At 67.9% G+C, this 24,027-nt stretch carries 18 protein-coding genes; 4 read left to right on the top strand and 14 right to left on the bottom strand.

What is annotated here, in order from left to right; translation table 11 throughout:
* Window positions 1-643 precede the first annotated feature (643 nt).
* Window positions 644-1,579, bottom strand: a complete 936-nt coding sequence (locus tag ACUVWL_RS02785; protein WP_032956201.1) for an isopenicillin N synthase family dioxygenase — start codon at window positions 1,577-1,579, stop codon at window positions 644-646.
* Between the two features lie 194 nt (window positions 1,580-1,773).
* Here ACUVWL_RS02785 and ACUVWL_RS02780 point away from each other — a divergent pair, with 194 nt between their 5' ends.
* Genes ACUVWL_RS02780 through ACUVWL_RS02770 form a run of 3 tightly spaced genes read left to right on the top strand, consistent with a single transcriptional unit; the run spans window position 1,774 to window position 5,670 of the window.
* The gene (locus ACUVWL_RS02780; protein ID WP_445978798.1) at window positions 1,774-3,651 is read left to right on the top strand and encodes a sulfatase-like hydrolase/transferase; all 1,878 of its coding nucleotides are present in this window, start codon (window positions 1,774-1,776) and stop codon (window positions 3,649-3,651) included.
* 20 nt (window positions 3,652-3,671) lie between these two features.
* Window positions 3,672-4,817 carry a glycosyltransferase family 4 protein gene (locus tag ACUVWL_RS02775; protein ID WP_014647875.1) on the top strand — a complete coding sequence of 382 codons (1,146 nt, stop codon included), beginning with the start codon at window positions 3,672-3,674 and terminating at the stop codon, window positions 4,815-4,817.
* A complete protein-coding gene (locus ACUVWL_RS02770; protein ID WP_445978797.1) occupies window positions 4,810-5,670 on the top strand; it encodes a polysaccharide deacetylase family protein in 861 nt (286 codons plus the stop codon). The genes ACUVWL_RS02775 and ACUVWL_RS02770 overlap by 8 nt, the downstream gene beginning before the upstream one ends.
* Before the next feature lie 78 nt (window positions 5,671-5,748).
* Here ACUVWL_RS02770 and glmM read toward each other — a convergent pair whose 3' ends face one another.
* The 5 genes from glmM to trpB all read right to left on the bottom strand — a co-directional run bounded on the left by glmM (window position 5,749) and on the right by trpB (window position 10,952).
* Window positions 5,749-7,110, bottom strand: a complete 1,362-nt coding sequence (glmM, locus tag ACUVWL_RS02765; protein WP_046431825.1) for a phosphoglucosamine mutase — start codon at window positions 7,108-7,110, stop codon at window positions 5,749-5,751.
* Window positions 7,110-7,985, bottom strand: coding sequence for an acetyl-CoA carboxylase, carboxyltransferase subunit beta (gene accD / locus ACUVWL_RS02760; RefSeq protein WP_005410473.1), 876 nt, complete (start codon window positions 7,983-7,985; stop codon window positions 7,110-7,112). The genes glmM and accD overlap by 1 nt, the downstream gene beginning before the upstream one ends.
* 261 nt (window positions 7,986-8,246) lie before the next feature.
* Window positions 8,247-9,056, bottom strand: a complete 810-nt coding sequence (trpA, locus tag ACUVWL_RS02755; RefSeq protein ID WP_445978796.1) for a tryptophan synthase subunit alpha — start codon at window positions 9,054-9,056, stop codon at window positions 8,247-8,249.
* A gap of 1 nt (window position 9,057) precedes the next feature.
* On the bottom strand, window positions 9,058-9,738 hold the full coding sequence (locus ACUVWL_RS02750; RefSeq protein ID WP_049407824.1) for a hypothetical protein: 681 nt from the start codon (window positions 9,736-9,738) through the stop codon (window positions 9,058-9,060).
* A complete protein-coding gene (trpB, locus tag ACUVWL_RS02745; protein ID WP_032957499.1) occupies window positions 9,735-10,952 on the bottom strand; it encodes a tryptophan synthase subunit beta in 1,218 nt (405 codons plus the stop codon). The genes ACUVWL_RS02750 and trpB overlap by 4 nt, the downstream gene beginning before the upstream one ends.
* A 97-nt stretch (window positions 10,953-11,049) precedes the next feature.
* Here trpB and ACUVWL_RS02740 point away from each other — a divergent pair, with 97 nt between their 5' ends.
* On the top strand, window positions 11,050-11,937 hold the full coding sequence (locus tag ACUVWL_RS02740) for a LysR substrate-binding domain-containing protein (protein ID WP_241887542.1): 888 nt from the start codon (window positions 11,050-11,052) through the stop codon (window positions 11,935-11,937).
* Between the two features lie 71 nt (window positions 11,938-12,008).
* On the opposite strand, the gene ACUVWL_RS02735 is transcribed toward ACUVWL_RS02740, so the two are convergent.
* From ACUVWL_RS02735 to ACUVWL_RS02700, 8 genes are all read right to left on the bottom strand, one after another.
* Window positions 12,009-13,118, bottom strand: coding sequence for a toxic anion resistance protein (locus ACUVWL_RS02735; RefSeq protein ID WP_014647882.1), 1,110 nt, complete (start codon window positions 13,116-13,118; stop codon window positions 12,009-12,011).
* Between the two features lie 44 nt (window positions 13,119-13,162).
* Entirely contained in the window at window positions 13,163-13,864 is a 702-nt protein-coding gene (locus ACUVWL_RS02730) for a hypothetical protein (RefSeq protein ID WP_232017584.1), read from the bottom strand.
* Between the two features lie 2 nt (window positions 13,865-13,866).
* Entirely contained in the window at window positions 13,867-19,254 is a 5,388-nt protein-coding gene (locus ACUVWL_RS02725) for a DNA repair ATPase (RefSeq protein ID WP_445978795.1), read from the bottom strand.
* A gap of 85 nt (window positions 19,255-19,339) precedes the next feature.
* Window positions 19,340-21,358 (bottom strand): hypothetical protein, encoded by a 2,019-nt coding sequence (locus ACUVWL_RS02720; RefSeq protein ID WP_014647885.1) that lies wholly within the window; start codon window positions 21,356-21,358, stop codon window positions 19,340-19,342.
* Window positions 21,355-22,029 carry a hypothetical protein gene (locus ACUVWL_RS02715; protein WP_014647886.1) on the bottom strand — a complete coding sequence of 225 codons (675 nt, stop codon included), beginning with the start codon at window positions 22,027-22,029 and terminating at the stop codon, window positions 21,355-21,357. Before ACUVWL_RS02715 ends, ACUVWL_RS02720 begins: the two co-directional genes overlap by 4 nt.
* A gap of 168 nt (window positions 22,030-22,197) precedes the next feature.
* Window positions 22,198-22,854 (bottom strand): phosphoribosylanthranilate isomerase, encoded by a 657-nt coding sequence (locus ACUVWL_RS02710; protein ID WP_014647887.1) that lies wholly within the window; start codon window positions 22,852-22,854, stop codon window positions 22,198-22,200.
* Window positions 22,851-23,621 (bottom strand): tRNA pseudouridine(38-40) synthase TruA, encoded by a 771-nt coding sequence (truA, locus tag ACUVWL_RS02705; protein WP_014647888.1) that lies wholly within the window; start codon window positions 23,619-23,621, stop codon window positions 22,851-22,853. The genes ACUVWL_RS02710 and truA overlap by 4 nt, the downstream gene beginning before the upstream one ends.
* Window positions 23,622-23,653: 32 nt before the next feature.
* The gene (locus tag ACUVWL_RS02700) at window positions 23,654-24,016 is read right to left on the bottom strand and encodes a VOC family protein (protein ID WP_014647889.1); all 363 of its coding nucleotides are present in this window, start codon (window positions 24,014-24,016) and stop codon (window positions 23,654-23,656) included.
* Window positions 24,017-24,027 lie beyond the last annotated feature (11 nt).

The raw sequence follows: 24,027 nt of genomic DNA, 5'->3' as shown, positions 1-24,027 counted from the left end.
AGCCGGTCATGATACTCGTTGCGGCAAAATCCGTTTCATTGTAAGCGGTTACATGGATTTTCAGCCAACGGCGCAGCCCCTCGTGGCGGGAGTTTGTTTGGGTTGGTCGCGGAAAGCCCGGTTGGATTGGTGGGCTTGGCCGGGCGGGTGGGGATGGCGGGGGACGCCGTAAACCCGTCCGTGGGGGCTTGGCCGCGGCATCCATGCCGCGGACACCCCCGTCATCCCCACCCGCCCGGCCTCCGACACATTCCGGCGGTTCCGCCCGCCACGGAAAGAAAAAAGAAGAGCAAGAGCAAAAGCGGCATACCACGTGCCCTGCCCCACTTCGATCTAACAGATCTCATCCACGCATGGCGTGGATCTACCGTGTCGAGCAAGGTCGACACCCACCAACCGTCACCGGGAAACTGTCGAAGGCGGGGAGGTGTCGGATGGCGGGGTGTCCGCGGCATGGATGCCGCGGCCAAGCCCCCAGGGATGGGTTTACGGCGTCCCCGCCATCCGACACCTCCCCGCCTCCCCACGGAACACCCCAGAGCCGCTTTGGCTTTGGACTTGCCGGCCAGCGGCCGGCACTACCGCGGGTGCAGGGTGCAACCCTGCAAAGAAAAAGGCCGCCTTTCGGCGGCCTCACTTTTCCTTACTTCAGCTTGATCTCGCGCAGGCGTTCCTCGAGGAAGCCGTGGGCGGTGATCGCCTCCGGATACCGGCTCGGGTTCTCCGGGGTGATGCACGAGGGCAGCACGTCGATCAGGAAGTCCGGGTTCGGGTGCAGGAAGAACGGCACCGAGTAGCGCGGCTGGCGCGCCAGGTCACCCGGGGGGTTGACCACGCGGTGGATGGTCGACGGATACACGTGGTTGGTCAGGCGCTGCAGCATGTCGCCGATGTTGACCACGATCGTGTCCGCATCTGACGTAAATGGCACCCACTCGCCGTCATGCGACTGCACTTCCAGGCCTGCGGCACTGGCGCCGACCAGCAGGGTGATGAAGTTGATGTCGCCATGGGCACCGGCACGCACGTTCGGGATGTCGTCAGTGGTGATGGGCGGGTAGTGGATCGGGCGCAGGATCGAGTTGCCGAAGTTGGTCTTGTCGGCGAAGAAGTCTTCCGGCAGGCCAATGTGCAGGGCCAACGCGGACAACACGCGCGACCCCAGGTTGTCCAGCGCCTGATACAGGCCGTAACCGCGCTCACGGAAACCTTCGACCTCGGCCGGCCACAGGTTCGGCGCCATCACGTCCCGGTACTTGGAATCGTCGGCGATCTCGCGGCCGATGTGCCAGAACTCCTTCAGGTCGAAATGCTTGGAGCCCTTGGCGGTTTCCACGCCGAACGGGGTGTAGCCGCGGGCGCCGCCGCTGCCGGCCACGTGGTACTTGCGCTTGACCTCTTCCGGCAGGGCGAAGAAAGCCTTGAAGGCATCGTAGGCCGCGTCGATGTCGGCCTGCGGGATGCCGTGGTTACGGATGCCCGCGAATCCCCATTGGCGGTAGGCCGCGCCCAGCTCGGCCACGAAGGCCTCGCGGTCGCTGTCGAAACGGGTGATGTCGAGGGTGGGGATCTGGCTCACAGCGGTTCCTGGCTTGTCGTTGGGTCTGAGGGGGCCAACGCATTCATGGCCCGCCTGAACATTGTGACAGATCGCCCGGGGGACGCCACTCGATACACGGAAACAAACCGATACAATGCGCGACCCGCGCGCGGAGCAACGCTTCCGTCACGTTGGCCCCGCCCCTCTCCTGCACCCCCTGAACCTGCCCCACCATGCCCGCAGCTGCCCCTGCCGCCCCTGCCATTGAAGGTTCCGCCCGGCGCTGGCGGCGGCTGGCCTGGTGGTCGCTGTTCATCGCCGGCAATGCGGTACTGGCCGCGGCGATTGCGCTGGGCAATGTACCGCTGCGTGACAATCCGGGCGGCGGCGCCGGCCTGGCCTATCTGGCGGTCGCCCTGCCCGGCCACCTGCTCGCGTTCGGTGTGCTGGCCGGCCTGCTGCCGCTGCTGCTGGGCCTGTGGCCACGCAGCGCGCGTACGCTGAGCATCAGCGCGGCCGTGCTGCAGGGCCTGTGGCTGTGCCTGCTGCTGGTCGACGCCAAGGTCTTCACCCTGTACCGCTTCCACCTCAATGCCATGGTCGTGAACATGGTGTTCGGCGGCGCCCTGCAGGACCAGGTTGCCCTGTCCTGGAAGACCTGGCTGCAGGTCGGCCTGCTGGTTGCCGCGGTCTTCACCGCCGAGGGCCTGCTGGCCTGGGCGTGCTGGAAACTGCTGCCGGCCGCGCCGCGCCGTCGACGGGTGCTGCAGGCCTGGGCGGTGGTCGCGCTGCTGATGGCCGGCGGCCAGGTCGCCACGGCCTACTACGACGCCCGCGGCGACCGTGATGTGATCGCGCAGTGGAACTACCTGCCGTGGGCGCAGCCGATCACGGCCAAGAGCTTCATGCGGCGCCTGGGCGTGGTCAGCCAACAGCACGCCGGCCTGCCCGACCCGCGCCATGCGCAGCTGCTGTACCCGCTGCATCCGCTGCGCTGCCAGAGCCCACATCGTCCCAACGTACTGATGGTGGTACTGGAGTCGCTGCGCCACGATGTGCTGACACCGCAGCTGATGCCCAACACGTCGACGCTGGCGCAGGATGCGCGCGTCTTCGACCACCATTTCAGCACCGGCAATGCCACCCGCTACGGCCTGTTCGGACTGTTCTACGGCCTGCCCGGCGGCTATTGGCCGAGCATGCTTGACGAGCAGCGTGGCTCGCAGCTGTTCCAGGTGCTGGGCCAGCAGGGCTACGACCTGCACCTGTACGGCAGTGCGCCGTTGTACAGCCCGGAGTTCGATCGCACGGTGTTCGCCGATGTCCGCGACCAGCTGCACCAGGGGCCGGCAGCGCTGAAGTCAGACGGCCGCGACCGCGCGATCATCAGTGCGCTGCAGCAGGACATCCGCGCCAGCCAGGCCGCGCAGCGCCCGTGGTTCGGCTTCGTGTTCCTCGACTCCACCCATGCGCCCTACCACATGCCCGAGGGCTATCCGGCGGTGGCCACACCGATGGCCGCCGATATCGATTTCCTCAAATTCGGCCCGGAGCATGACCCGACGCCGGAACTCAACCGCTACCGCACCGCCGTGCACTATGCCGACAGCCTGATCGGCTCGCTGCTGGACGACCTGCGCGCACAGGGCCTGGCCGAGGACACCATCGTGCTGGTCACCGGTGACCATGCCGAAGAGTTCAACGACCTCAAGCTGAACTACTGGGGCCACAACGGCAACTTCTCCGACTATCAGCTGCAGGTCCCGTTCGTGCTGCATTGGCCGGGCAAGGCCGCTGGCCACGACGCACGCACCAGCTCGCACGAAGACTGGGTGCCGACACTGATGCGCCACGCACTGGGTTGCGAGAACGCACTGGCCGATTACAGCACCGGCCAGGACCTGCTGGCCGGGCCGCAGGGCACGCGTGCGCTGGTGGTCGAAAGCTGGTCGCAGCGCGCGGTGCGCCATGGCGATGCCATCTATGTGTTCGACAAGTTCGGCAACGCCACCGCCCTGGACCTGCGCTACCGGCCGCTGCCACAGCAGGCGCCCGATGCGGCCGCCGTACGCACTGCATGGGAAGCGCTGACCCGCTTCCGCAACCGCTGACCCTCAAGGATCGATCCTGCATGAACCGTCCGCTGCGCATCCTGCACACTGAAGCCGCCAAGGGAATGGGCGGGCAGGAGATCTACATCTTCCGCCACATGCAGGTGATGCGCGCGCGTGGCCACGAGGTGGCGCTGCTGTGCCAGCCCGAAGCGCGACTGGCCCAGCTGGCACGCGATGATGGTTTCACCGTGCATACCCTGCGCATGGGTGGCCTGCTGCGCCTGCTGCGCGGCATCTGGTCGGTCTCGCGCCTGGTGCGCCGCGAACGCTATGACGTGGTCAACACCACCAGCCGCCGTGACGCACTGATCGCCGCCGCCGGTGCACGCCTGGGCGGCACGCCGCTGGTGGTGCGCTCGCGCCACCTGATGAGCCCGGTCAACTCGCTGCTGACCTATACCGGCCTGCCGCACCGGGTGCTGACCGTCAGCAGCTTCGTCAAGCAGTTGCTGGCCGCGCGCGGCATTCCGGCCGAACACATCGGTATCGTGCCGCCCATCGCGGTCCCGCCGCGCTGGAGCGAAATCCGCAAGGACGACCCCTGGCAATGCCTGCAGGAGGTACGCGCGGACGTGCGCGCCGAACTCGGCTTCGGCGAACAGGACATCGTGGTCGGTTGCGTGGCGGTGCTGCGCGAACCCAAGGGTCATGCCGACCTGCTGCAGGCGATGGTGCCGCTGTGCAAGACGCACCCGAACCTGCACCTGGTGGTGGTCGGCGATGGCCAGCCGGTCATGGACCGGCTGCAGGCGCTGCGCGACGAGCACGGGCTGCAGCAGCAGGTCCATCTGCTCGGCTATCGCGATGGCGCATGCCGGCTGATGGCTGGCTTCGACATCTTCGCGCTGGCATCGCACAAGGAAGCGGCCGGTACCGTCTTCCTGGAGGCCGCCTATGTCGGGGTGCCGATCGTGGCCACGCGGGTGGGTGGCGTGCCGGAGATGGTGGTGGATGGCAGCAATGCGATCCTCACCCGGCTGGGCGACAATGCAGCCCTGACAGGCGCCCTGCGCCTGCTGGTGGACGATCCGGAACGGCGGCGGCAGATGGGCCGCGCCGGGTGGGACTGGATGCGCAGCGCGCACCGGTTCACTCCCGACGGCCACGGTGAGACCACCGAACACTATTACCACCAGTGGCTGAAGGAGCTGGGACATGGCTGATGATGCCCGAACCGTACCGGTGCTGATGCACCACCACGTCACTCCGTCGCCGGGCATGATCACCGTGTCACCGGAGAATTTCGAAAGCCAGATCGCGTGGCTGGCCGGCAACGGCTGGACGTCGCTGACACTGGACCAGTACGCCGGCTTCCTGGCCGGCAAGCCGGTGCCGCGCAAGTCGATCGTGATCACCTTCGACGATGGCTACCTGGACAACTGGGTGTATGCGCACCCGATCCTGCAGAAGTACGGCATGCACGCGGTGGTGTTCGTGGTCACCGGCTGGATGGGCGAAGGCCCGGAGCGGCCCCACGCCGGGCTTGCCGGGGCAACGTTGCCTGCCACGCCGGACCATCGCGGCTGCGAAGCGGCGATCTACGAGCAGAACCGCAGCGACGACGTGATGATGCGCTGGAGCGAAGCGCGCGCGGCCATCGCCGCCGGCACCTTCGAAGTGCATTGCCACACCCATACCCACACCCGCTGGCTGCGCCGCGACGACCTGGACCGCGCACAGCGCCGTGCCGGCCTGAGCCACGACCTGGCAGTCTCGCGCGACGTCCTGCAGGACAAGCTTGGCGAGGTGTCCGATACGCTGTGCTGGCCCTACGGCGATTTCGACCAGGACCACATCGAGGTGGCGCGCGAGCACGGCTTCCGCTACCTGCATACCACCCACCCGTTCGGACGCAATGTGGTGGGCGGCGACCCGGAGCGCATCTATCGTTTCGCGATCCGCAACCGCCCGGCCAGCTGGCTGCGAAAACGCATCGCACAGAGCTACAACCCGCTGATCGCACCGCTGTTCAATGGCTTCAAGGCACGCCAGAAGAAGATGGTGCCGGGGCCGTAGGCAACCCACCGCCCTGCCCCTTCAACGAAAACGCCCCGGCATTCCGGGGCGTTTTCGTTGGGCGGATGTGCAGCGGCCTCAGGCGGCGGCTTCACGTACCGCCGCGGACAGTCGATCCAGCGTGTCCTGCATCAGCGTCGCATCATCGGCCTCGACCGTGACCCGCACCACCGGCTCGGTACCGGACGGGCGCAGGAACGCACGGCCACGGCCGGCCACCGACTGCTGCGCGACAGCCAGCGCGGCCTGCACGCTGCCGGCCTGCACCGTGGCCTTGGCCGAGACATTGCCCAGCCGCACGTTGACCGTCTTCTGCGGCACCCGCACCAGTCCTTCCAGCGCCTGGCGCAGGGTCTGCCCGCTGTTGCGCAATGCCACCAGCACCTGCAGCGCGCTGACGATGCCGTCGCCGGTGGTGGCCCGATCCAGGCACAGCAGGTGGCCGGAGGCTTCACCGCCGAGCACGCCGCCGCCTTCCATCAGCGCCTGGTGCACGTAGCGATCGCCGACATTGCTGCGCACGAACGGAATCTGCAGGTCGGCAAATGCCTTCTCGATGCCGTAGTTGCTCATCAGCGTACCGACCACCGGGCCGCGCAGGCGGCCTTCGGCTTTCCATGCACGGGCCAGGATATACAGCAGGTCATCGCCGTCGACCGGGTTGCCCTGGTCGTCGGCCATCAGCACGCGGTCGCCATCCCCATCGAAGGCGATGCCGAGATCGGCGCGGGTTTCGCGGACCTTGGCCGCCAGGTTGTCGATGTGGGTGGAACCCACGCCGGCGTTGATGTTGACGCCGTTGGGCTCGGCACCAATGCCGATCACCTCGGCGCCCAGTTCACGGAACAGCAGCGGCGCGATCTGGTAGGTGGCGCCGTGCGCGCAGTCCAGCACCAGGCGCACGCCACGCAGGTCGAACGCGCGCGGCACGCTGGCCTTGCAGAACTCGATGTAGCGGCCGACCGCTTCGCGCGCACGCGACGCCTTGCCCAGCTTTTCCGATTCGGCGGTGGTGAACGGGATGTCCAGCGCCGCTTCCAGGGCCAGCTCGGTCGCATCGTCGAGCTTCTCGCCCTGGGCGGAGAAGAACTTGATGCCGTTGTCGTAGTGCGGGTTGTGCGAGGCGCTGATGACGATGCCAGCGTCCACGCCAAGCGTACGGGTCAGGAACGCCACCGCCGGGGTCGGCATCGGCCCCAGCAGCTGCACGTCCGCACCGGCGGCGACCAGGCCGGCTTCCAGTGCCGCTTCGAACATGTAACCGGAGATGCGAGTGTCCTTGCCGATCACCACGATCGGCCGGCGCCCATCCTGGCCGCGCTGGTCGACCAGGACACGGCCCAGGGCGTTGCCCAGGCGCAGCACGAAGTCGGCCGAGATCACGCCCTGGCCGACCCGTCCACGGATGCCATCAGTACCGAAGTACTTGCGGCCTCCCATCAAGCCACCTCCGGCGCCGGCTGACGGCCCAGCATTGCCAGCAGATCGGACAGGCGGTCGCGCATTTCGCGACGGTCGCAGATCTGGTCGATGGCGCCGTGCTCCAGCAGGAATTCCGAACGCTGGAAGCCTTCCGGCAGCTTCTCGCGCACGGTCTGCTCGATCACGCGCGGGCCGGCGAAGCCGATCAGCGCCTGCGGCTCGGCGATGTTGATGTCACCCAGCATCGCGAAGGAAGCCGACACGCCGCCGGTGGTCGGATGGGTCAGCACCGAGATGTACGGCAGGCCGGCTTCACGCAGCTTGCCCAGCGCGGCCGAGGTCTTGGCCATCTGCATCAGCGAGAACAGGCCTTCCTGCATGCGGGCGCCACCGCTCTGCGAGAAGCACACGTAGGGCGCACCGATCTCGACCGCGGTTTCCGCGGCCAGTGCGAAACGCTCGCCGACCACCGAGCCCATCGAGCCGCCCATGAAGGCGAAGTCGAACGACGATGCCACCAGCGCACGGCCCTTGAGCAGGCCGCGCATGGCGATCAGCGCGTCGTACTCGCCGGTGTTCTTCTGCGCGATCTTGATGCGCTCGCTGTACTTCTTCTGGTCCTTGAACTTGAGCAGGTCGGTCGGCCCCAGGCGCGCACCGATCTCGGTGGTGCTGTCGGCATCGAACAGGGCAGCCAGGCGCGCACGCGCACGGATCGCCATGTGATGGCCGCACTTCGGGCAGACTTCCAGGTTCTCTTCCAGTTCCGGACGGTACAACGCGCTGCCGCAGTTGCTGCACTTTTCCCACAGGCCCTCGGGGACACTGCGCTTCTTGCTGGGGGTGTTGTCGGTGCGGATGCCGGACGGCATCAACTTGCTGAGCCAACTCATGCGGGAGGACACTTCCGTTCAGGGCGGCCCGGGGGCCGCAAAGGCGGACAGTCTAGCTCCGCTTTCCCCGCCCGTGCACCCCCTTGCCAGCCACGGGGCAGCCGGAAAAAACCATGCTGGGACGTACGTTTAGGTGCTGGGGCGGTGCCCGCCGCTGGCCGGCAGCCCTTGCGTGCAGACCGATGGGTAGTGCCGGCCGCTGGCCGGCAGCCCTTGCACGCGAGCCCTCAGGAGGATGCCGGCCAGCGGCCGGCACTACCGTTACGCGTCCAGCGCCTGCCGCAGCGGGGCGAGGAAGGCCCGGGCGTGCTGCGCGGCCTCTTCCGCCGAGCCCGCTTCGGCCAGCGCCGCCACCAGCGCGCTGCCCACCACCACGCCGTCGGCCTGCCGGGCCATGGCCGCGGCACTGGCGGCATCCTTGATGCCGAAGCCCGCCACCACCGGCACCGACGCACGCGCGCGCAACGCCTGCAGGCGGGCACTGGCGGCATCGCTGTCCAGGCGCTCGGACGCGCCGGTGACACCGGCAAAGCTGACGTAGTAGAGATAGCCACGGGCCAGCGCCAGCAGCTTGTCGGCTCGCGCCTCGCTGGTGGTCGGCGACGCCAGCAGGACCAGCGCAAGGCCGGCTGCGTCGAACGCCTGCTGGGCGTCGCCCGCTTCTTCCGGCGGCAGGTCGACCAGCAGCACGCCGTCTACGCCGGCGTCGACGGCGGCCTTGGCGAAGGCCGCGTAACCGTGGATCTCCACCGGGTTCAGGTAGCCCATCAGCACCACGGGGGTCTGCGCATCGCGCTCGCGGAACTGCGCCACGGCCTGCAGGACGTAGCGGCTGCCGGCGCCGCGCGCCAGCGCGCGCTCGGAGCTGCGCTGGATGGTCGGGCCATCGGCCATCGGGTCGGAGAACGGCACGCCCAGTTCAATCACGTTGGCGCCGGCGTCGACCAGTGCGTGCATGACCGGCACGGTGGCCTCCAGCGAGGGATCACCGGCCGTGACGAAGGGGATCAGCGCCTTGCGCTGCTGTTCGCGCAGACGCTGGAAACAGGCATCGAGTCGGGATACGGACATTTCAGGCACATCCTTCAATCAGTTCAATCGCATCGCTGGTTCCCCAGTACATCTGGGTGACCCGCCCTTCAAACAGTTCCACGCGGATACCCAGGTCCGAACCCGGGTCCTGCCAGGTGAGGTACTCGCCCTGGTCACCGTCGTAGGCATGCGGGCTGGATACCGGCGGCTTCGGGAACTGGGCCATGGCCTGGGCGCGGGTCATGCCGACACGCAGGCCGAACGGACCGGGCTGCTGGGTCGGCGCCCCGCTGTCCGGATCCAGGCCGAGATCGAAACGGACGACGCGATCTTCATCGGTCATCATCGACACGCCGGGCGGCAGCCCCTTGCCGTCGTAGTACTCGCAACTGCCGCCGATGGCTTCGACCGCCCCTTGCGCGGTCCACGGCCCGAGTGCCTTCAGATCGCCCATGTGCTGGCCGATCAGCACCTCGCCGGCATGGTCCAGCGCCACCGAGACCACCGCAGGCGCGCCATCGCTGTCCATATCTTCCGTGGACGGCGGATCGACGATCGGCGCACGTGCCATCGGGTCGAGGTCATCATTCGCGGCCGCCTGCTGTGCCGGCTGCGTGGTGGCCTTGGCGGCCGGTGCCAGCAGCGGCGGCTCCGGCGGCTGGCACGCGGCCAATCCCAGCGCCAGCAGCAGCACGCCACTGTTGCGCAGCAGCGCGCTCACAGCACCAGCCCTTCGCGCGCGGCGATGGTATGCACATCCTTGTCGCCACGGCCGGACAGATTGCACAGCACGATCTGGTCACGCGGACGCTCACGCGCCAGCTTGATCGCCTGCGCCAGCGCATGGCTGGACTCCAGCGCCGGCAGGATGCCCTCGGTATGCGCCAGCAGGTGGAAGGCCTGCAGTGCTTCGTCATCGGTGATGCCGAGGTAGCGCGCGCGGCCGGTATCGGCCAGGAATGCGTGTTCGGGGCCGACGCCCGGATAGTCCAGGCCGGCCGACACCGAATGGGTCTCGATGATCTGGCCGTCGTCGTCGCACAGTACATAGGTGCGGTTGCCATGCAGCACGCCCGGGCGACCGGCGGCGATCGATGCAGCATGGCGACCGGTGCTGATGCCATCACCTGCGGCCTCGGCGCCGACGATCTCGACCTGGCGGTCGTTGAGGAAGGCATGGAACAGGCCGATGGCATTGCTGCCGCCGCCGACGCAGGCAGTGATCGCATCGGGCAGGCGGCCGTACTCGGCCAGCATCTGCTCGCGTGCCTCGCGGCCGACGATGGCGTTGAAGTCGCGCACCATGCGCGGGTAGGGATCCGGACCGGCGACCGTACCGATGATGTAGAAGGTGTCCTGCACATTGGTCACCCAGTCGCGCATCGCTTCGTTGAGCGCGTCCTTCAAAGTGGCCGAACCGGAGGTGACCGGCACCACCGTCGCGCCGAGCAGCTTCATGCGGTAGACGTTGATCTTCTGCCGCTCGATGTCGGTGGCGCCCATGTACACCACGCATTCCAGGCCCAGCCGCGCGGCAACCGTGGCGCTGGCCACGCCGTGCTGGCCGGCACCGGTCTCGGCGATGATGCGCTTCTTGCCCATCCGCGCCGCCAGCAGCGCCTGGCCGATGGTGTTGTTGATCTTGTGCGCGCCGGTGTGGTTCAGGTCTTCGCGCTTGAGCAGGATCTGCGCGCCGCCGACATGGTCGCTCAGCCGCTGGGCGTGGTAGATCGGGCTCGGCCGGCCCACGTAGTGGGCCAGGTCGCGGTCGTAGGCGGCCTGGAAGGCCGGATCCTGGCGGGCCTGGTCATAGGCCTGGGCGAGTTCCTGCAGCGGGCCGACCAGGGTTTCGGCAACGAAGCTGCCACCGTAGCGGCCGAAATGGCCCTGGGCATCCGGGAAGGCGTGGTAGTCGGCAATGGGGGAGGCAGACATGGAAGCGACCGCTGGTTCGAGACAGGTGGATACTCTAGCGCACGGGTCGTGACCGGAAAATGGATATTATCTGGCATATACCGTCAGGAAATCTCACATGAGCCGTTCGCTGTTGCCACCGCTCAATGCGCTGCGCGCGTTCGAGGCCACCGCCCGCCTGGGCGGGGTTGGCCGCGCCGCGCAGGACCTGCACGTGACCCACGGCGCGGTCAGCCGCCAGCTGAAGCTGCTGGAAGACCACCTCGGCCTGGCGCTGTTCCAGCGGGCCGGTCGCGGCCTGCGCCTGACCGATGCGGGCACGCGCCTGCAGGCAGCGTGCAGCGAGGCCTTCAGCGGCATCGAAGACTGCGTGCGCGAACTGCGCCGGCCGACCGCGGCCCCGGCGCTGGTGCTGGGCTGCAGCGGCAGCGTGCTGGCGCGCTGGATGATTCCGCGCCTGCCCGCACTTCAGGCCGCCCTGCCCGGCGTACGCCTGCAGTGGTCGGCGCTGGATGGCAGCTTCACCGAGGCGCAGGCCGCACTGGACGCGGTGCTGCTGCTGGCGCAGGGGCCGTGGCCCCGGGGCTGGCAGGTGCGTGAGCTGGCGCCGGAACGGGTCGGCGTGGTGGTGGCCCCCTCGCATCCGGCCGCGCAGCGACTGCGGCATGTGCCGCCTTCGGCGCTGCTGCAGGAGACGCTGCTGCACACCAGCTCACGGCCGCAGGCATGGCCGGCGTGGGCGCAAGCGCACGATCTGGACACCTCGAAGCTGCAGCTGGGTACTGCCTTCGAACACCTGTACTACCTGCTGGAGGCAGCGGTGGCCGGGCTGGGCCCGGCGATCGCACCCGAGCCCCTGGTGGCCGAGGACCTGGCCGCCGGGCGACTGGTCGCGCCGTGGGGATTTGCCGCCACCGGTGGCTTCTGGGTGCTGGCGCGACCGGATGGACCGGCAGATGGGCGCGTGGATGCGCTGGCCGACTGGCTGGGCCAGCAACTGCGCTGACAACAAAAAGGGGACGGAGGGGATTAAGTCGCAAGTGGCACAAACGACTTAATCCCCTCCGTCCCCTTTTTTCAGCTGGCAGTCGGGGTGGCCAGTCGCTGCTGCAGGTCTTCGCGCAGGCGCGACAGCTCGACTTCGGCCTGCTGCCGCTGCTGCATTCCTTCGCGATGGATGCTGCGCACTTCCTCGACCGTGGCGATCAACTGGTCGTGCACGTGGCGCAGCGTGGCCACGTCGATCACGCCGCGCTGGTTGCTGCGCGCGGTATCCACCGAGGCCTGGCGCAGCAGGTCGGCGTTGCGGCGCATCAGCTCGTTGGTGGCATCGTCGATGGCGGTGGACAGCTCGACCGCGGCCTTCTGCTCACCCAGCGAAAGCTGGATGGCGAACTGGCGCTTCCACGACGGGATGGTGATCTCGCGCACCGTGTTGAACTTCTCGATCAGCTGCAGCGCGTTGGCCTGGATCAGGCGGATCATCGGCAGCGACTGGTCGGCCGCATGCTGCATCAGCTGCAGGTCGGACACGCGCTTTTCGAGGAGGCGGATCGCGTTGTCGACTTCGCTCTGGCGGATGCGCTGCTGCGGATCCTCACTGCCCTGCCCGGCCTGCTGCTCGGCCTGCAGTTCGGCCAGGCGCTGCTTGCCGGCCGCAGCATACAGGCCCAGCGCATGGCGTTCTTCGCGGACGATGTCATGCATGCGGTCGAACTCGCCCACGCGCTTGCCCATCAACGCCTGCTGCACACCGACATCACCCAGCAGCTGCTCGATCTGCGCATTGGTGTCGCTGAACTTCTGCACCAGCTCGCCCTTGGATACGCGCAGGCGGTCGATCAGGCCACCGATCACCGGCACCTTCGACCGCTGCGCGAAGCCGTCCAGCTTCAGGCTGCGTGCGATGCGCACCACTTCGCCCAGTTTCTCGCCGCTGGCATCGAGGTCACGATTGCGCACCTGGTCCAGCAACTGGCTGGAAAACGCCGCGGTGCGCGTGGCCGCTTCGCGACCGAAGACCTGCAGGTTGCCCGGGCGCAGGTCATCCAGCTCCAGACGGATCTCGGCGATGCGCGGCAGATCCTCGCGGACCAGGCCAAGCGCCTGCAATGCGCCTTCATCGAGCGGAACGGCGGTAGTCGTGCCGGGCACGAGGGCACCGGGGGTCTGGCTGTCCTGGGTCATCGGGCAGTCTCCTTGCAGTTGGGTAAGCGGCAGCGGCGGCCGGCTCAAGGCAGTCTAGCCTGAGCCGCCGCGACCTCGTCATCGATCTGTGCGTGCAGCGTGGCGGCCTTCGCCGCCAATGTGGCGCCGGCCGCGGCCTGGCCCGCCGCGGCGGCCTGCCGCCAGGCTGGCAACAGGACGTCATGGATGCGCGCGAAGCGTTGCAGCAGCACGTTGTCCTGGTCCTGCAGGAGCTGCCACTGGCCGGCCTCGAGACGGCGCAGCGTGGCCAGCCGGCGCAGGTGATAGAGCCGTTGCGACAGCGCGGCCTGGCCGGCGGTATCCAGCGACGCCAGCCGCACCGCTGCCAGCTCGACCCAGGCGTCCAGCGCTGCGGCCGCCGCTGAATGTCCGGCGATGGCCATGGCCCGCAGCTGCAGCTGCTGCTGCAGCTGCTGGGCCTGCTCGCGCGCCTGCAGGGCCAGCACGCCCAGCTGCGACTGCAGCGCACGTCCTTCCGCCTCGCGATCGACATCGCGCCCCAGCAGGCGGCCCCACCAGCCCGCCTGCTGCCGGATCTGCGCCGGGTTATCGGCCTGCAGGGCCAGCGCGATGCGTGCCAGTGCGGCCACCAGCCCTGCGCCCGCGCCCGGCGGCAACGGTGTTTCGCGCCGCGCCAGCGCCTGCAGCAACGGCGCACCATAGTCGGCCAGCGCGGCGACATCGGCCGTGTCCGGCAAGCTCGGTGGCGGCAGTGGCGCCTGCATGGTCACGGCAGCGGCGGCGGCTTCGGTGTCGTCGCTGGAATCTCCTCACCGTCGTCCGGCGGCAACGACTCGCCGTAGAAGTGACGCATCAGCGCCTCATCCAGCGCGCGCTCCTCCGGCGTCGTGGCACGGCGCACACGCGCACGCTGCGCCACCGCACTGTTCGGCACCCCACGCTCGACCTGCTGCCGCGCCCAGCCGGCGAACGCGGCCAGGGTCTGGGACACCTGTGCCTGCTGCGCCTGCGATGCCGCCAACAGTTCCACCAACGGTGCCAGGCCAGCCTGCAGGTCGTCGGCCAGGACCGTCGTCGGCACACTGGCGGCTGCCGCGACCGGCACCGGCGCGGCGGGCGGACGTGTTTCAGAAAGACGATGCAGGGCCTCCAGCAACGCCGGCCACGGTGCCGGGTCGGCAACGGCAATCGCTTCCGGCGCCGGCGGTGGAAGCTGCAGGGCGGTGGCGATGTCGGCCAGCTGCGCGACCACGCGCCCGCCGACATCGCTGTCGTCGGCCCCCATGGCCTTGTTGCGCAGGAAGTCGCGCTTGATCTGCGTCCAGCGTTGCGCCTGCGTGTCGTCCAGCACGCCGCGCAGCTCGGCCAGCTTCAACAGGTTTTCTTCGGCGCCGGTGGTCAGCAGCTGTGCCTCGCCCAGGTAGTGGTCGGAGATCAACTGCTGCAGCTCGTCCTCGTTCATCACCGGCGAGATTTTCTCGGCCAGCTTGTTCATGTTGCGGTAGCTACCCTGCAGCCGGAACGGCGGCTCGGTGCGGTAGCGATCGTCCTGCGCGGCACTGGCGATGTACTGCTGGTTGACGCGGTAGGCCACGTCGCGCACGCGCAGCATGCGCTGCAGGGTGGCGGTGATTTCGTTGATCTCCGCGCTGCTGTAGGCGTGGCTCAGGCCGTTGGTCGAGACCTCCTTGCCCATCGCCCGGTCGACCAGCGTGTACAGGTCAGCCATGTCGCGCGTAGCCAGCGGCGCCAGCACCGGGTTGGAAGTCAGGCTGTTCTCGATGTAGCTGAGGGTAAAGGCCGCCTCCATGCCACCGAGCACATCACCCAGGTTGTAGATGTCGGCACGGTTGGCCAGCATGTCCGGAATCTTGAACACCTCGCCAGACTCGGTGTACGGATTGCCGGCCATCACCACGCAGAATTTCTTGCCGCGCATGTCGTAGGTGCGGGTGCGACCGCGCCACACACCCTCGATACGGCGGGTGCCATCGCACAGCGAGATGAACTTCTGCAGGAACTCCGGATGGGTGTGCTGGATGTCGTCCACATACAGCATGGTGTTGTTGCCCATTTCCAGCGCCAGGTTGAGCTTCTCCAGCTCCTGCCGCGAGGTCGCGTCCGGTGCCTGGGCCGGGTCCAGCGACCGCACCTCGTGACCCAGCGCCGGGCCGTTGATCTTCATGAAGACCAGGCCCAGGCGGTGCGCCACGTATTCCATCAGCGTGGTCTTGCCGTAGCCGGGCGGCGAAATCATCATCAGCAGGCCCATCAGGTCGCTGCGCTTGTTCTCGCCGACCGTGCCCATCTGCTTGGCCAGGTTGTCACCGATCACGCCCAGGTAGACATCATTGATCAGCTTGTTGCGTACGAACGAGGACAGCGGCCGCGCCTTGAACTCGGAAAGCCGCAGGGTCTCGCGCTCGCGGCCGATGATGCCCTGGCGCAGCGCCTGGTAGGCATGGAACGCTGGCACGAAATGACGCAGGTGCTGCTTCAGGCGCGCCAGGAAATCATCCAGCGATACCACCAGCGTGCCGTTGCTGATGCGTGCGTGTTCACCCAGCAGGCCACTGACCTCCGCCTGCAGCGCGGCGTCGCTGGCACGGGTACGCAGCTGGCGCTGCACCAGCAGCAGTGCTGCAGCCTCGTCGACGTAGCCGGCATGCGGGGCATGCGCCGGCATCCGCGCCAGCGCCCGCAGCCACTGACCGGCCAGCGCCCAGCGCGTGGCCAGCGGATCCTGGCTGCGCTGCAGGGCGCGTTCGACCGCCTCGCGTTGCCCGGCCTGTTCCAGCTGCCGAGCCAGTGCCTCCAGCAGCGCTACCGCATGGCGGCTGCTGCTGAACACCGGTTCGCCGGCCGCCAGTTCCTCGCCCAGATAAGCGGCCGCGGCCTCTGCGGCATCGGCATCGAACGGCAACGCGTGGGATTGCGCATACGCCAGCAGTGCCTCGGCCATTTCCGCACGCAACGCCAGGCGCCCTTCGTCGGACCCCAGCAGGCGTGCCAGCGCTTCAGCACCCATCTGGCGGGCCGGCCATTGCGCCACCGCTTCGCGCCGCTGCTCGGCAGCCCAGAACAGCACCGCCAGCGCACGCACCCGCGGTGCATGCCGCAGGCTGCCGGCCGCCTGCTGCAAGGGCAGCAACGCACGCAGGATCAGCGCGGCATCATGGTCATGGATGCCGCGCTCGTAGCCTTCGCGGTAGCGCGGTGCGGCAAACGCACGCACGCGCTGGTCCAGTGCTTCGGGCGTGGCGACGTCGTGCTGCAGCGTGGCCAGGTCAAGCCCGTCGCTCCCCTCCTGCGCGGCCATCAACAGGCTGCCGGCAAGATACTCGCCGCGATACAGTGCAGGTGATTCGGAGTCCAGGGTGACCGGCCAGAACGGCTTCAGCGCATCCAGCTCCGGATCGTGCAGCGTCTCCAGGAAGTCGGTGCCGGTCAGATGGATCGCCAGCGTGTCACCACGCGGCAGCAGGGTCAGGTCCAGCGCCTGGGTGTTGACGCTGAAGCGATGGCGCGGCCCCAGCCGCACCACGTTGCCGCCCGCCTCGTACAGATCACTGCGGTCACGCAGCTGGCGCACCGCCTGGTCACGCACGCCCTTCAGGCGCGCTTCGATGTCGTCGGCCTTGACGTTGTCATGCAACGCGCGCAGGCGTTCGGCCAGCTCACGCAGCTTGAGGATCAGCGGATCGCCGGCAAAGAACGCATTGAGCTCATCGGCGGTGGCGAAGCGCTCGGTGCGCTTGGCCAGGCCATCGAGGATGCGGCTGGCCGCATCCAGCACCGAACGTGCCTTGCGCTGGCGGTCATCCAGCAGCGCCTGCTTGTGCGTTTCGAAGGCTTCAACCAGCTCTTCGCGCTTGCTCAGGATGTCGCCGAGGAACTGCTCGTGTTCGCCGAACTGGCTCTCCAGCTCCTCCAGCTGCACCAGCAGGCGCGACAGCTGCTCGTCGGCACGCTCCGGGTCCGTGGCCAGCGCCAGCGCGCTGGTGATCGACTGCGAGAACAGCGCGAACTGCGCGGCGAACTGCGCCACGGCCTCGGCTGAGCCGAGCGACCTGCGGCGCTGATCGGCACGCGCGCGGGCCTGGTTGAGGCGGCCGTACAGCACCGAAATGGACTCGACCACGCGGGTGCGGGCGGTGGCATCGTCCACCTTCAGGCCGGCCATCAGTTCAGACAGCATATCCAGATCGGCCGCCATCCCGCGCAGCCCCTCCAGCTGCTCATCCAGCTGGCGGGCACTCTGCGCCTGCTGCGCAGCCTCATCCAGCGCCTGCAGGCGCGTGGTCAGCGGCACCAGCGCGGCATCGCCGGCGAGGAAGTCACCCGTGGCGGCGCCGACATGATCCTGCGCCTCCACCAGCTCGGCCGTCATCGTCTCGATGCGCGCGGTGTCGATGTAGCGCAGCTCGCGGATGGTCAGCAGCCGTCCGCGCAATGCGGTGATCGCATTGAGGGCCTCGACGAAGGCCTGCACCTCGCTCCAGTTCTGCGGCTGCAGCCGGCCCAGCAGCGCCTTGTGCGCGGCCTCTGCCTCGACCATCGCCTGCGCCGACTGCTGGCGGATCGACTGCACCTTCTCGTACTCGTCCAGCACCGATTCGCCGGTGGCGCTGATCTGCCGCAGCAGCGCCTCGGCGCCATCGCAGGCCGCGTCGCCCAGCCAGTGGTGGGCATCGAACAGGCGCCGGGTGTCGGCCACCAGGCGCTGGTAGCGCTGCACCGACACGTCCTGGCCATCGATCTCGCGCGCCAGGTTGAACAGGTTGGAGATGCCCCGCACCAGTTCGGCGTTGCCGATGCGTCCCATGAAGGTGTTGCCGGGTGGCCGGCTTGCAGCAAACTCGTCACTGCTGAACGGGGTCTGCCAGACCTGCATCGGATGGATGCGGGTCGGTTCGCTGCCTTCGGCATGGAACAGCACCATGCGCCCGTCCTGCATCAAGGCGTAGCCATGGCCGAACACCGGGTTCTGCAGCACGCGCTGGATGGTGTTGTAGACGAACAGCGCCGAGCGCCCGCCTTCGCGCTCGTAGAAGATGTACAGCACGTCCTCGCCGTTGGGCGAACGGATGCTGCGCTTGAACTGCATGCCGGCCATCGAGGCGTCGAACGCCTTGTGCTCGCCGCCCTGCAGGTAATAGCCACCCGGGAAGATCACGCCGTGGTCTTCGGGCAGCTGCACGCAGGCCTGCACGATCGCATCGTTGCGCACGATGCCGCCGGTCAGCGTGTTGTAGATCAGCCCGCGCCACTCCGTCTCGCGGTACGGCAGCACCTTCAGCAGCACCAGCGAGCCGACCCGGGCGAACTCGAACTGGGCGTCGTCCAGCGACTGCGTGCTGTCCTCCACCGGTTCGCTGTAGATGCCCTGCCCTGTCTCGGTGTTGTTCTCGACCTTGATCGTGAGGTCGCCGCCGGTGGTCTCCACGAACAGGGTATCGAGGATGTTCAGGTGCGAATGGCGGCCATTGACCGCCAGGTCGCGGGTCGCCCGGGTCCATTCGAAGTCGAACGGCGGCGGCAGTGCGATATCGCGCTCACCGCGCGCATCCAGATAGGTCAGTTCGCCATCGCGCGACAGCGCCCAGCGGAACACGCGCACGTCGCTGCTGCGCTCACCGATCTGGAACGACGCCAGCAGCTTGTCGCCCACCACGATCAGCTGCAGCAGGCGCGCGTGCTTGTAGTAGGCGTACAGTTCGTTGAAGTCGTGCACGAAGCCGGGCTGGTCGAGGAAGCTGCCCTTCAGCTCCAGCGCCGCCACGTCGTAGCCGTCGCTGCCCTGCACCAGCCGGTACAGGCCGAACACGTCCTCGATGCGGGTCTGGGTCTTCAGCCCGATGAACACGTTGTAGCCGAACAGCAGGCGGTCCGGCCCGACCTGCACGATGTCACGGCCGACGCAGTTGTTTTCGCTGCGGATGCGGAAGCGCCCGACCACCTCCAGGCGGCTGTCGCCGAACTCGGCCAGGCGCTGGCGGTTGAGCGTTTCGGCCAGGCCCTGCAGGCGCTGGCCCTGCTCGGCCAGGCGGCGGCGCAGGACTTCATAGGCACCGCCCTGGGCAACGGCCTGGTCGACGGTAGTGCCGCCGGCCTCCGGTGCGGTGGATTCGGCGGACGGATGGGTATCAGACATCAGCAGGCTTCCGGCTCACGGGCGGACGGCCGCGGTTGCGGCCGGCGCGGGCGGGCGATGGCCGCAGCAGCCATCGCCCGATGCATCAACGGGCGCTGTCGACCACGGTGGCCGACACGGTCGGCACCGCTTCGGCATCCTCGGCGATCTGGCGCGGCGCCGGTTCGGCCACGGCCACGCCCAGGTAGCGCTGCATCAGCTCCTGCACGATCGGGCTCTTGCCGGCAAAGCCTTCGATCGACTTGCCCAGCGACACCGCCTTGACCAGGTTCTCGAACATGCCGCCGTCGCCACCGACCAGGTCGATATCGGCGTTGCGCAACGCGCTGGCGATGACGTTGGCGTTCTCGCGCGAGACTTCCTTGCCGGCTTCGATCGAGGCCAGCGCCTGCTTCAGGCTGTTGTCCAGCATCATGCGGAACTCTTCGTGGCCACGTGCCTGGTCGCTCAGCGAAGCGATCGCTTCGAACTTGCGCACCAGGCCTTCGGCTTCGGCCAGCAGCTTCTTCTGCACCACGCCGGCTTCGGCGTTGCCCAGCGATTCGGTGGCGGTGGCACGGGCCAGGCCCATCTTCTCCTCACCCTGCGCCTGCGCCTGCAGGGTCTCGGCCAGCACGCGGGCTTCGTTGCTGCCCTGCTTCAGGCTGGCTTCGGCCTTGGCTTCGATCACGCGGGCCTCGGCGATGCCGACCTTCTCGATGGCCAGTGCCGAAGCTTCACGCACCTGCGCTTCGGCCAGGCCCGGTGCGGCCTGCTCGGCGCGCAGCGCGTCGGCCAGCAGGCGCTTGGCTTCGGCCTGCTTGCCGGCTGCTTCGTGTTCGGCCTGGGCCAGCGTGGTCAGTTCCACTGCGCGGTGCTTGGAAGCGGTCTCGCGTGCCTGCGCTTCCTTTACCTCGCGCACCAGCGATTCCTGTGCCTTGGCCTCGGCTTCCAGGATCAGCACCTGCTTCTGGCGGTCGGCCTCGGAGACCTCGCGCACTTCCTTGATGCGCTCTTCCTCCTGCGCCACGGTCTTGTCGATGGAGATGCGTTCGCGGGTGATGTTGGCCACGTCCATCTTGCCCTGCTCGACCACCTTGTCGCGCTCCACGCCCTGCAGCTGCACTTCGCGGTCGGTGGTGACCTGCTCAAGCTGGCGTGCGCGCTCGACGCGCTCGGCCTCGATGGCCACGGCGCGCTGGCGGTTCTGCTCGGCCACTTCCACTTCGCGCAGGCGGTTCTGGTCGCGGATCTCGATCAGCTGCTGTGCTTCGATGCGGGCGTTCTCGGACAGCTGGCGCTGCTCTTCCTGCACCTTGGCGGTCTCGGCCTCCTCGCGCGCGCGGATGGTCTCGATCTCGCGCTTCTGGCGTGCTTCGGCTTCGGCCTGCTGGCGTTCCAGCGCCAGCAGCGCTTCACGCGCTTCCACGTTCTTCTTGGTGATGGCGAGCTTCTCGTTCTGCTCCAGCTCGTTGGTCACCACGTTCTGCGCGGCGGTCAGCTCGGTGATCTTGCGGATACCCTGCGCGTCAAGGATGTTGAACTGGTCCAGCAGCGCCTTCGGGGTCTGCTCCAGGTAATCGATCGCCACGTCTTCCAGCACATAGCCGTTGAGGTCGTTGCCGATCACCGCGATGATCTCGTCGCGGAACTCCTGGCGCTTCTCGAACAGTTCGGTGAAGTCGAACTTCTTGCCGACCGTCTTCAACGCTTCGGAGAACTTGGCGTTGAACAGCTCATCGACGGCATGCTTGTCCGACGCACGGTCGGCACCGATGGCCTTGGCCACGCGCAGCACGTCGGCCTGGGTCTCGTTCACCCGCAGGTAGAAGGCCACGGCGATGTCGGCACGCATGTTGTCGCGGCAGATCAGGCCTTCCTTGCCACGGCGGTCGATCTGCAGGGTAATCAGGCTGATCCGCATCAGCTCGGCGCGGTACAGCACCGGGATGATCAGCGCACCGGTGAAGTGCACCTTGGGCGTGGAGCTCATGTCGTTGACGATCAGGGCCACGCCCTGGTCGACCTTGCGGTAGAAGGCCTTGAACAGCCCGGCCACGCCCAGCAGCAGGACAAGCAGGCCGCCGGCGACGGCCAGGAACGGTAAGAGGGATGCCAACGTCATTGATGAGTCTCCTTGTTGCCCGGAAGCAGGTTGTCCTGGAAATCGAGGGCGATCGCATCGGCGCGGACCACCCGGTAATAGTGTTGTTCGGCCATGTGCTCAACCAGCACGATGCGCTCGCCACGCTGCAGTTCGATGTCGCTGCGGATCTGCAGCACCAGCCCGGCGCCGCCATCATCGACCGTGGCATGACCGCTGCGTGCGTCCACCTTCGGCGACGCGACCACGCCGGCCCGGCCGAGCAGCGATGCCTGCGGCACCGGCCGCAGGCGCAGCAGGAAGCGCCGGACCGGGCGCAGGATCAGCGCGATGAGCGGTACCGCTGGCAGCGGTGCCAGCACCGCCACGAGCGTACCCAGGCCCCAGCGCAGCAGGTCCGGCAGCGGCAGCAGTACGAACAGATGGATGAAATAGGTGATGAGCCAGCCGAACAGGCTCAGCAGGGTGACCACCACCATGATCGGGACGCCACCCAGGCCCCAGCGCGCCAGCATGGCTGACAGGCCACTGAGGTCGGTCCCCGCCTCGAGCGCGCCATCGGCGCCGAGATTGCCAAAACCGTCATCGACCAGGCCGAACGCCGCAACCGCCCAATACATCACCGACACCAACAGCAGAATGCTGTACGGCAGCGTCGGGTAACCGAGTACGACGGTGAGAAACTCCTGCATCGCTTGCCTTCCTGGGCTGTGGGCGGCGGCCACCCGTTCGGGGCGCGCCGCGCGCGTCCCGTCGATCCCCGCGCCAGTCCTCATGGCAGGCGCGCTTGGGACCATCCTATGTGAAGAATGCGTGCAGGCTCAAATCCAGGTCCAAATCACGGCAAATAGTGACGCCAATCACTCGAGAACCGTGCAATCGGCGCGGCGCACTTCCTCGACGAAGGTGCGCATCTTGTAGCCGTCCTTGATGCCCGGCTCCAGTTCGATGCCACTGGAGACATCCACGCCCCACGGCAGGGTACCCAGCACCGCGTCGTAGACGTTTTCCGGGTTCAGGCCGCCGGCCAGCAGGAACGGGCGATGCAGGCCGGTCGGGATCCGGCCCCAGTCAAAGGCCACGCCGGTGCCGCCACCGCCGCCCGGCGCGTGGCTGTCGAACAGGAAGCCGGCGGCGCTGGGATAGCGCAGCTGCAGGGTGCGGGCGTTGATCTCTTCACGGCCGCCCATGGCGATCGCCTTCAGGTACGGCATGTTGAAGCTGCGGCAGAAGCTCTCGTCTTCCTCGCCGTGGAACTGCAGCAGGGTCGGTCGTACCGTGCGCAGCACCTCGCGCACTTCTTCCTTGCTGTTGTTGCGGAACAACGCCACCACGTCGACCATGGGCGCGATCGCCTGGCGCATCGCGCGTGCCTCGGCTGGAGCGACCCGGCGGCTGCTTTCACGGGCGAAGATGAAACCCACCGCGTCCACGCCCAGCTCACCGGCCAGGCGGACGTCGCCGGCCCGGGTCATGCCACAGAACTTGATGCGCGTGCGGTAGTAGGAGCGGCTCATAGCGTGACCTCGGCGGGCAGATGCCAGTTGTCGGGGTACAGGGGCCCGAGGAACACCAGGCCCTGCGGCGGTGCGGTGGGACCGGCTACGGTGCGATCGCGCCCGGCCAGCAGTTCGGCGATCCATTCCACCGGCTTCTCGCCACTGCCCACCAGGATCAGCGATCCGACGATATTGCGGACCATGTGATGAAGGAATGCATTGCCCTGCACGGCGACCTCGATCACCTCGCCCTGGCGGCTGACCTGCAGCGACTGCAGTTCACGCCGTGCATGCAGCGCCTGGCACTGCACCGAGCGGAACGCGCTGAAGTCGTTCTCGCCTAGCAGGGCCTGGCCGGCGGCATGCATCAGGCCCGCGTCCAGCGCACGGCGCTCCCAGCTGAGGGTCTGCCGCTGCAGCGCCGGCCGCACTTCGCGGTTGAGCAGGCGATAACGGTAACGGCGTGCCCGCGCCGAGAAGCGGGCGTGGAAATCATCGGCCACGGGCACGCACCAGCGCACCGCGATCGAGCGCGGCAGGCGGGTGGTGGTGCCCAGCATCCAGGCGCGCGGATCGCGCACCACGTCGGTGTCGAAATGCACGACCTGGCACTGGCCGTGCACGCCGGCATCGGTGCGGCCGGCACAGACCACCTGCAGCGGCGCATCGGCCACCGACGACAGGGCCTGCTCAAGGCTGGCCTGCACGCTGGGACCACCCTCGCCCAGGTTCTGCCAGCCCCTGAAATCGCTGCCGTCATACTCGACGCCAAGCGCGTAACGCATGTGCTACCTCGATGTTGCGGGAGGGGCGGCGCTCAGGCCGGATCGCGTTCGGACCAGACCGCCAGTTCGTTGCCACCGGGCTCGACGAACTGGAAGCGGCTGCCACCGGGGAAAGAAAACACCGGCCGTACGATCTCACCGCCAGCGTCGCGCACCGCTGCCTCGATGGGCGCCAGCTGGTCGGCATACAGCACCAGCAGCGGCGCGCCGCTGTCACTGGCTCGTTGCGGCTGGCCGCGGAAGAAGCCACCCTGCAGGCGGCCATCGTCGAAGGCGGTGTAATCGCTGCCATAGTCGACGAACGACCACCCGAACACCTTTTCGAAGAAGGCGCGGCTGTCGGCCGGGTCACTGGAGGCGAATTCAACGTAGTCGATACGGCGCTCGCGGCTCATGGCACGGTCCT

The organism is Stenotrophomonas muris (assembly GCF_052751275.1).
The sequence above is the reverse complement of the archived record's forward strand: the minus strand, read 5'-3'. Positions and strand labels throughout refer to the sequence as shown.

Coding starts and splice junctions, on each gene's coding strand:
- accD (WP_005410473.1), bottom strand. CDS start 7,985: ATGAGTTGGCTCAGCAAGTTGATGCCGTCCGGCATCCGCACCGACAAC.
- ACUVWL_RS02715 (WP_014647886.1), bottom strand. CDS start 22,029: ATGCAGGAGTTTCTCACCGTCGTACTCGGTTACCCGACGCTGCCGTAC.
- ACUVWL_RS02770 (WP_445978797.1), top strand. CDS start 4,810: ATGGCTGATGATGCCCGAACCGTACCGGTGCTGATGCACCACCACGTC.
- glmM (WP_046431825.1), bottom strand. CDS start 7,110: ATGGGAGGCCGCAAGTACTTCGGTACTGATGGCATCCGTGGACGGGTC.
- ACUVWL_RS02725 (WP_445978795.1), bottom strand. CDS start 19,254: ATGTCTGATACCCATCCGTCCGCCGAATCCACCGCACCGGAGGCCGGC.
- ACUVWL_RS02710 (WP_014647887.1), bottom strand. CDS start 22,854: ATGAGCCGCTCCTACTACCGCACGCGCATCAAGTTCTGTGGCATGACC.
- ACUVWL_RS02730 (WP_232017584.1), bottom strand. CDS start 13,864: ATGCAGGCGCCACTGCCGCCACCGAGCTTGCCGGACACGGCCGATGTC.
- ACUVWL_RS02775 (WP_014647875.1), top strand. CDS start 3,672: ATGAACCGTCCGCTGCGCATCCTGCACACTGAAGCCGCCAAGGGAATG.
- ACUVWL_RS02700 (WP_014647889.1), bottom strand. CDS start 24,016: ATGAGCCGCGAGCGCCGTATCGACTACGTTGAATTCGCCTCCAGTGAC.
- ACUVWL_RS02740 (WP_241887542.1), top strand. CDS start 11,050: ATGAGCCGTTCGCTGTTGCCACCGCTCAATGCGCTGCGCGCGTTCGAG.
- ACUVWL_RS02720 (WP_014647885.1), bottom strand. CDS start 21,358: ATGACGTTGGCATCCCTCTTACCGTTCCTGGCCGTCGCCGGCGGCCTG.
- trpA (WP_445978796.1), bottom strand. CDS start 9,056: ATGTCCGTATCCCGACTCGATGCCTGTTTCCAGCGTCTGCGCGAACAG.
- ACUVWL_RS02780 (WP_445978798.1), top strand. CDS start 1,774: ATGCCCGCAGCTGCCCCTGCCGCCCCTGCCATTGAAGGTTCCGCCCGG.
- trpB (WP_032957499.1), bottom strand. CDS start 10,952: ATGTCTGCCTCCCCCATTGCCGACTACCACGCCTTCCCGGATGCCCAG.
- ACUVWL_RS02735 (WP_014647882.1), bottom strand. CDS start 13,118: ATGACCCAGGACAGCCAGACCCCCGGTGCCCTCGTGCCCGGCACGACT.
- truA (WP_014647888.1), bottom strand. CDS start 23,621: ATGCGTTACGCGCTTGGCGTCGAGTATGACGGCAGCGATTTCAGGGGC.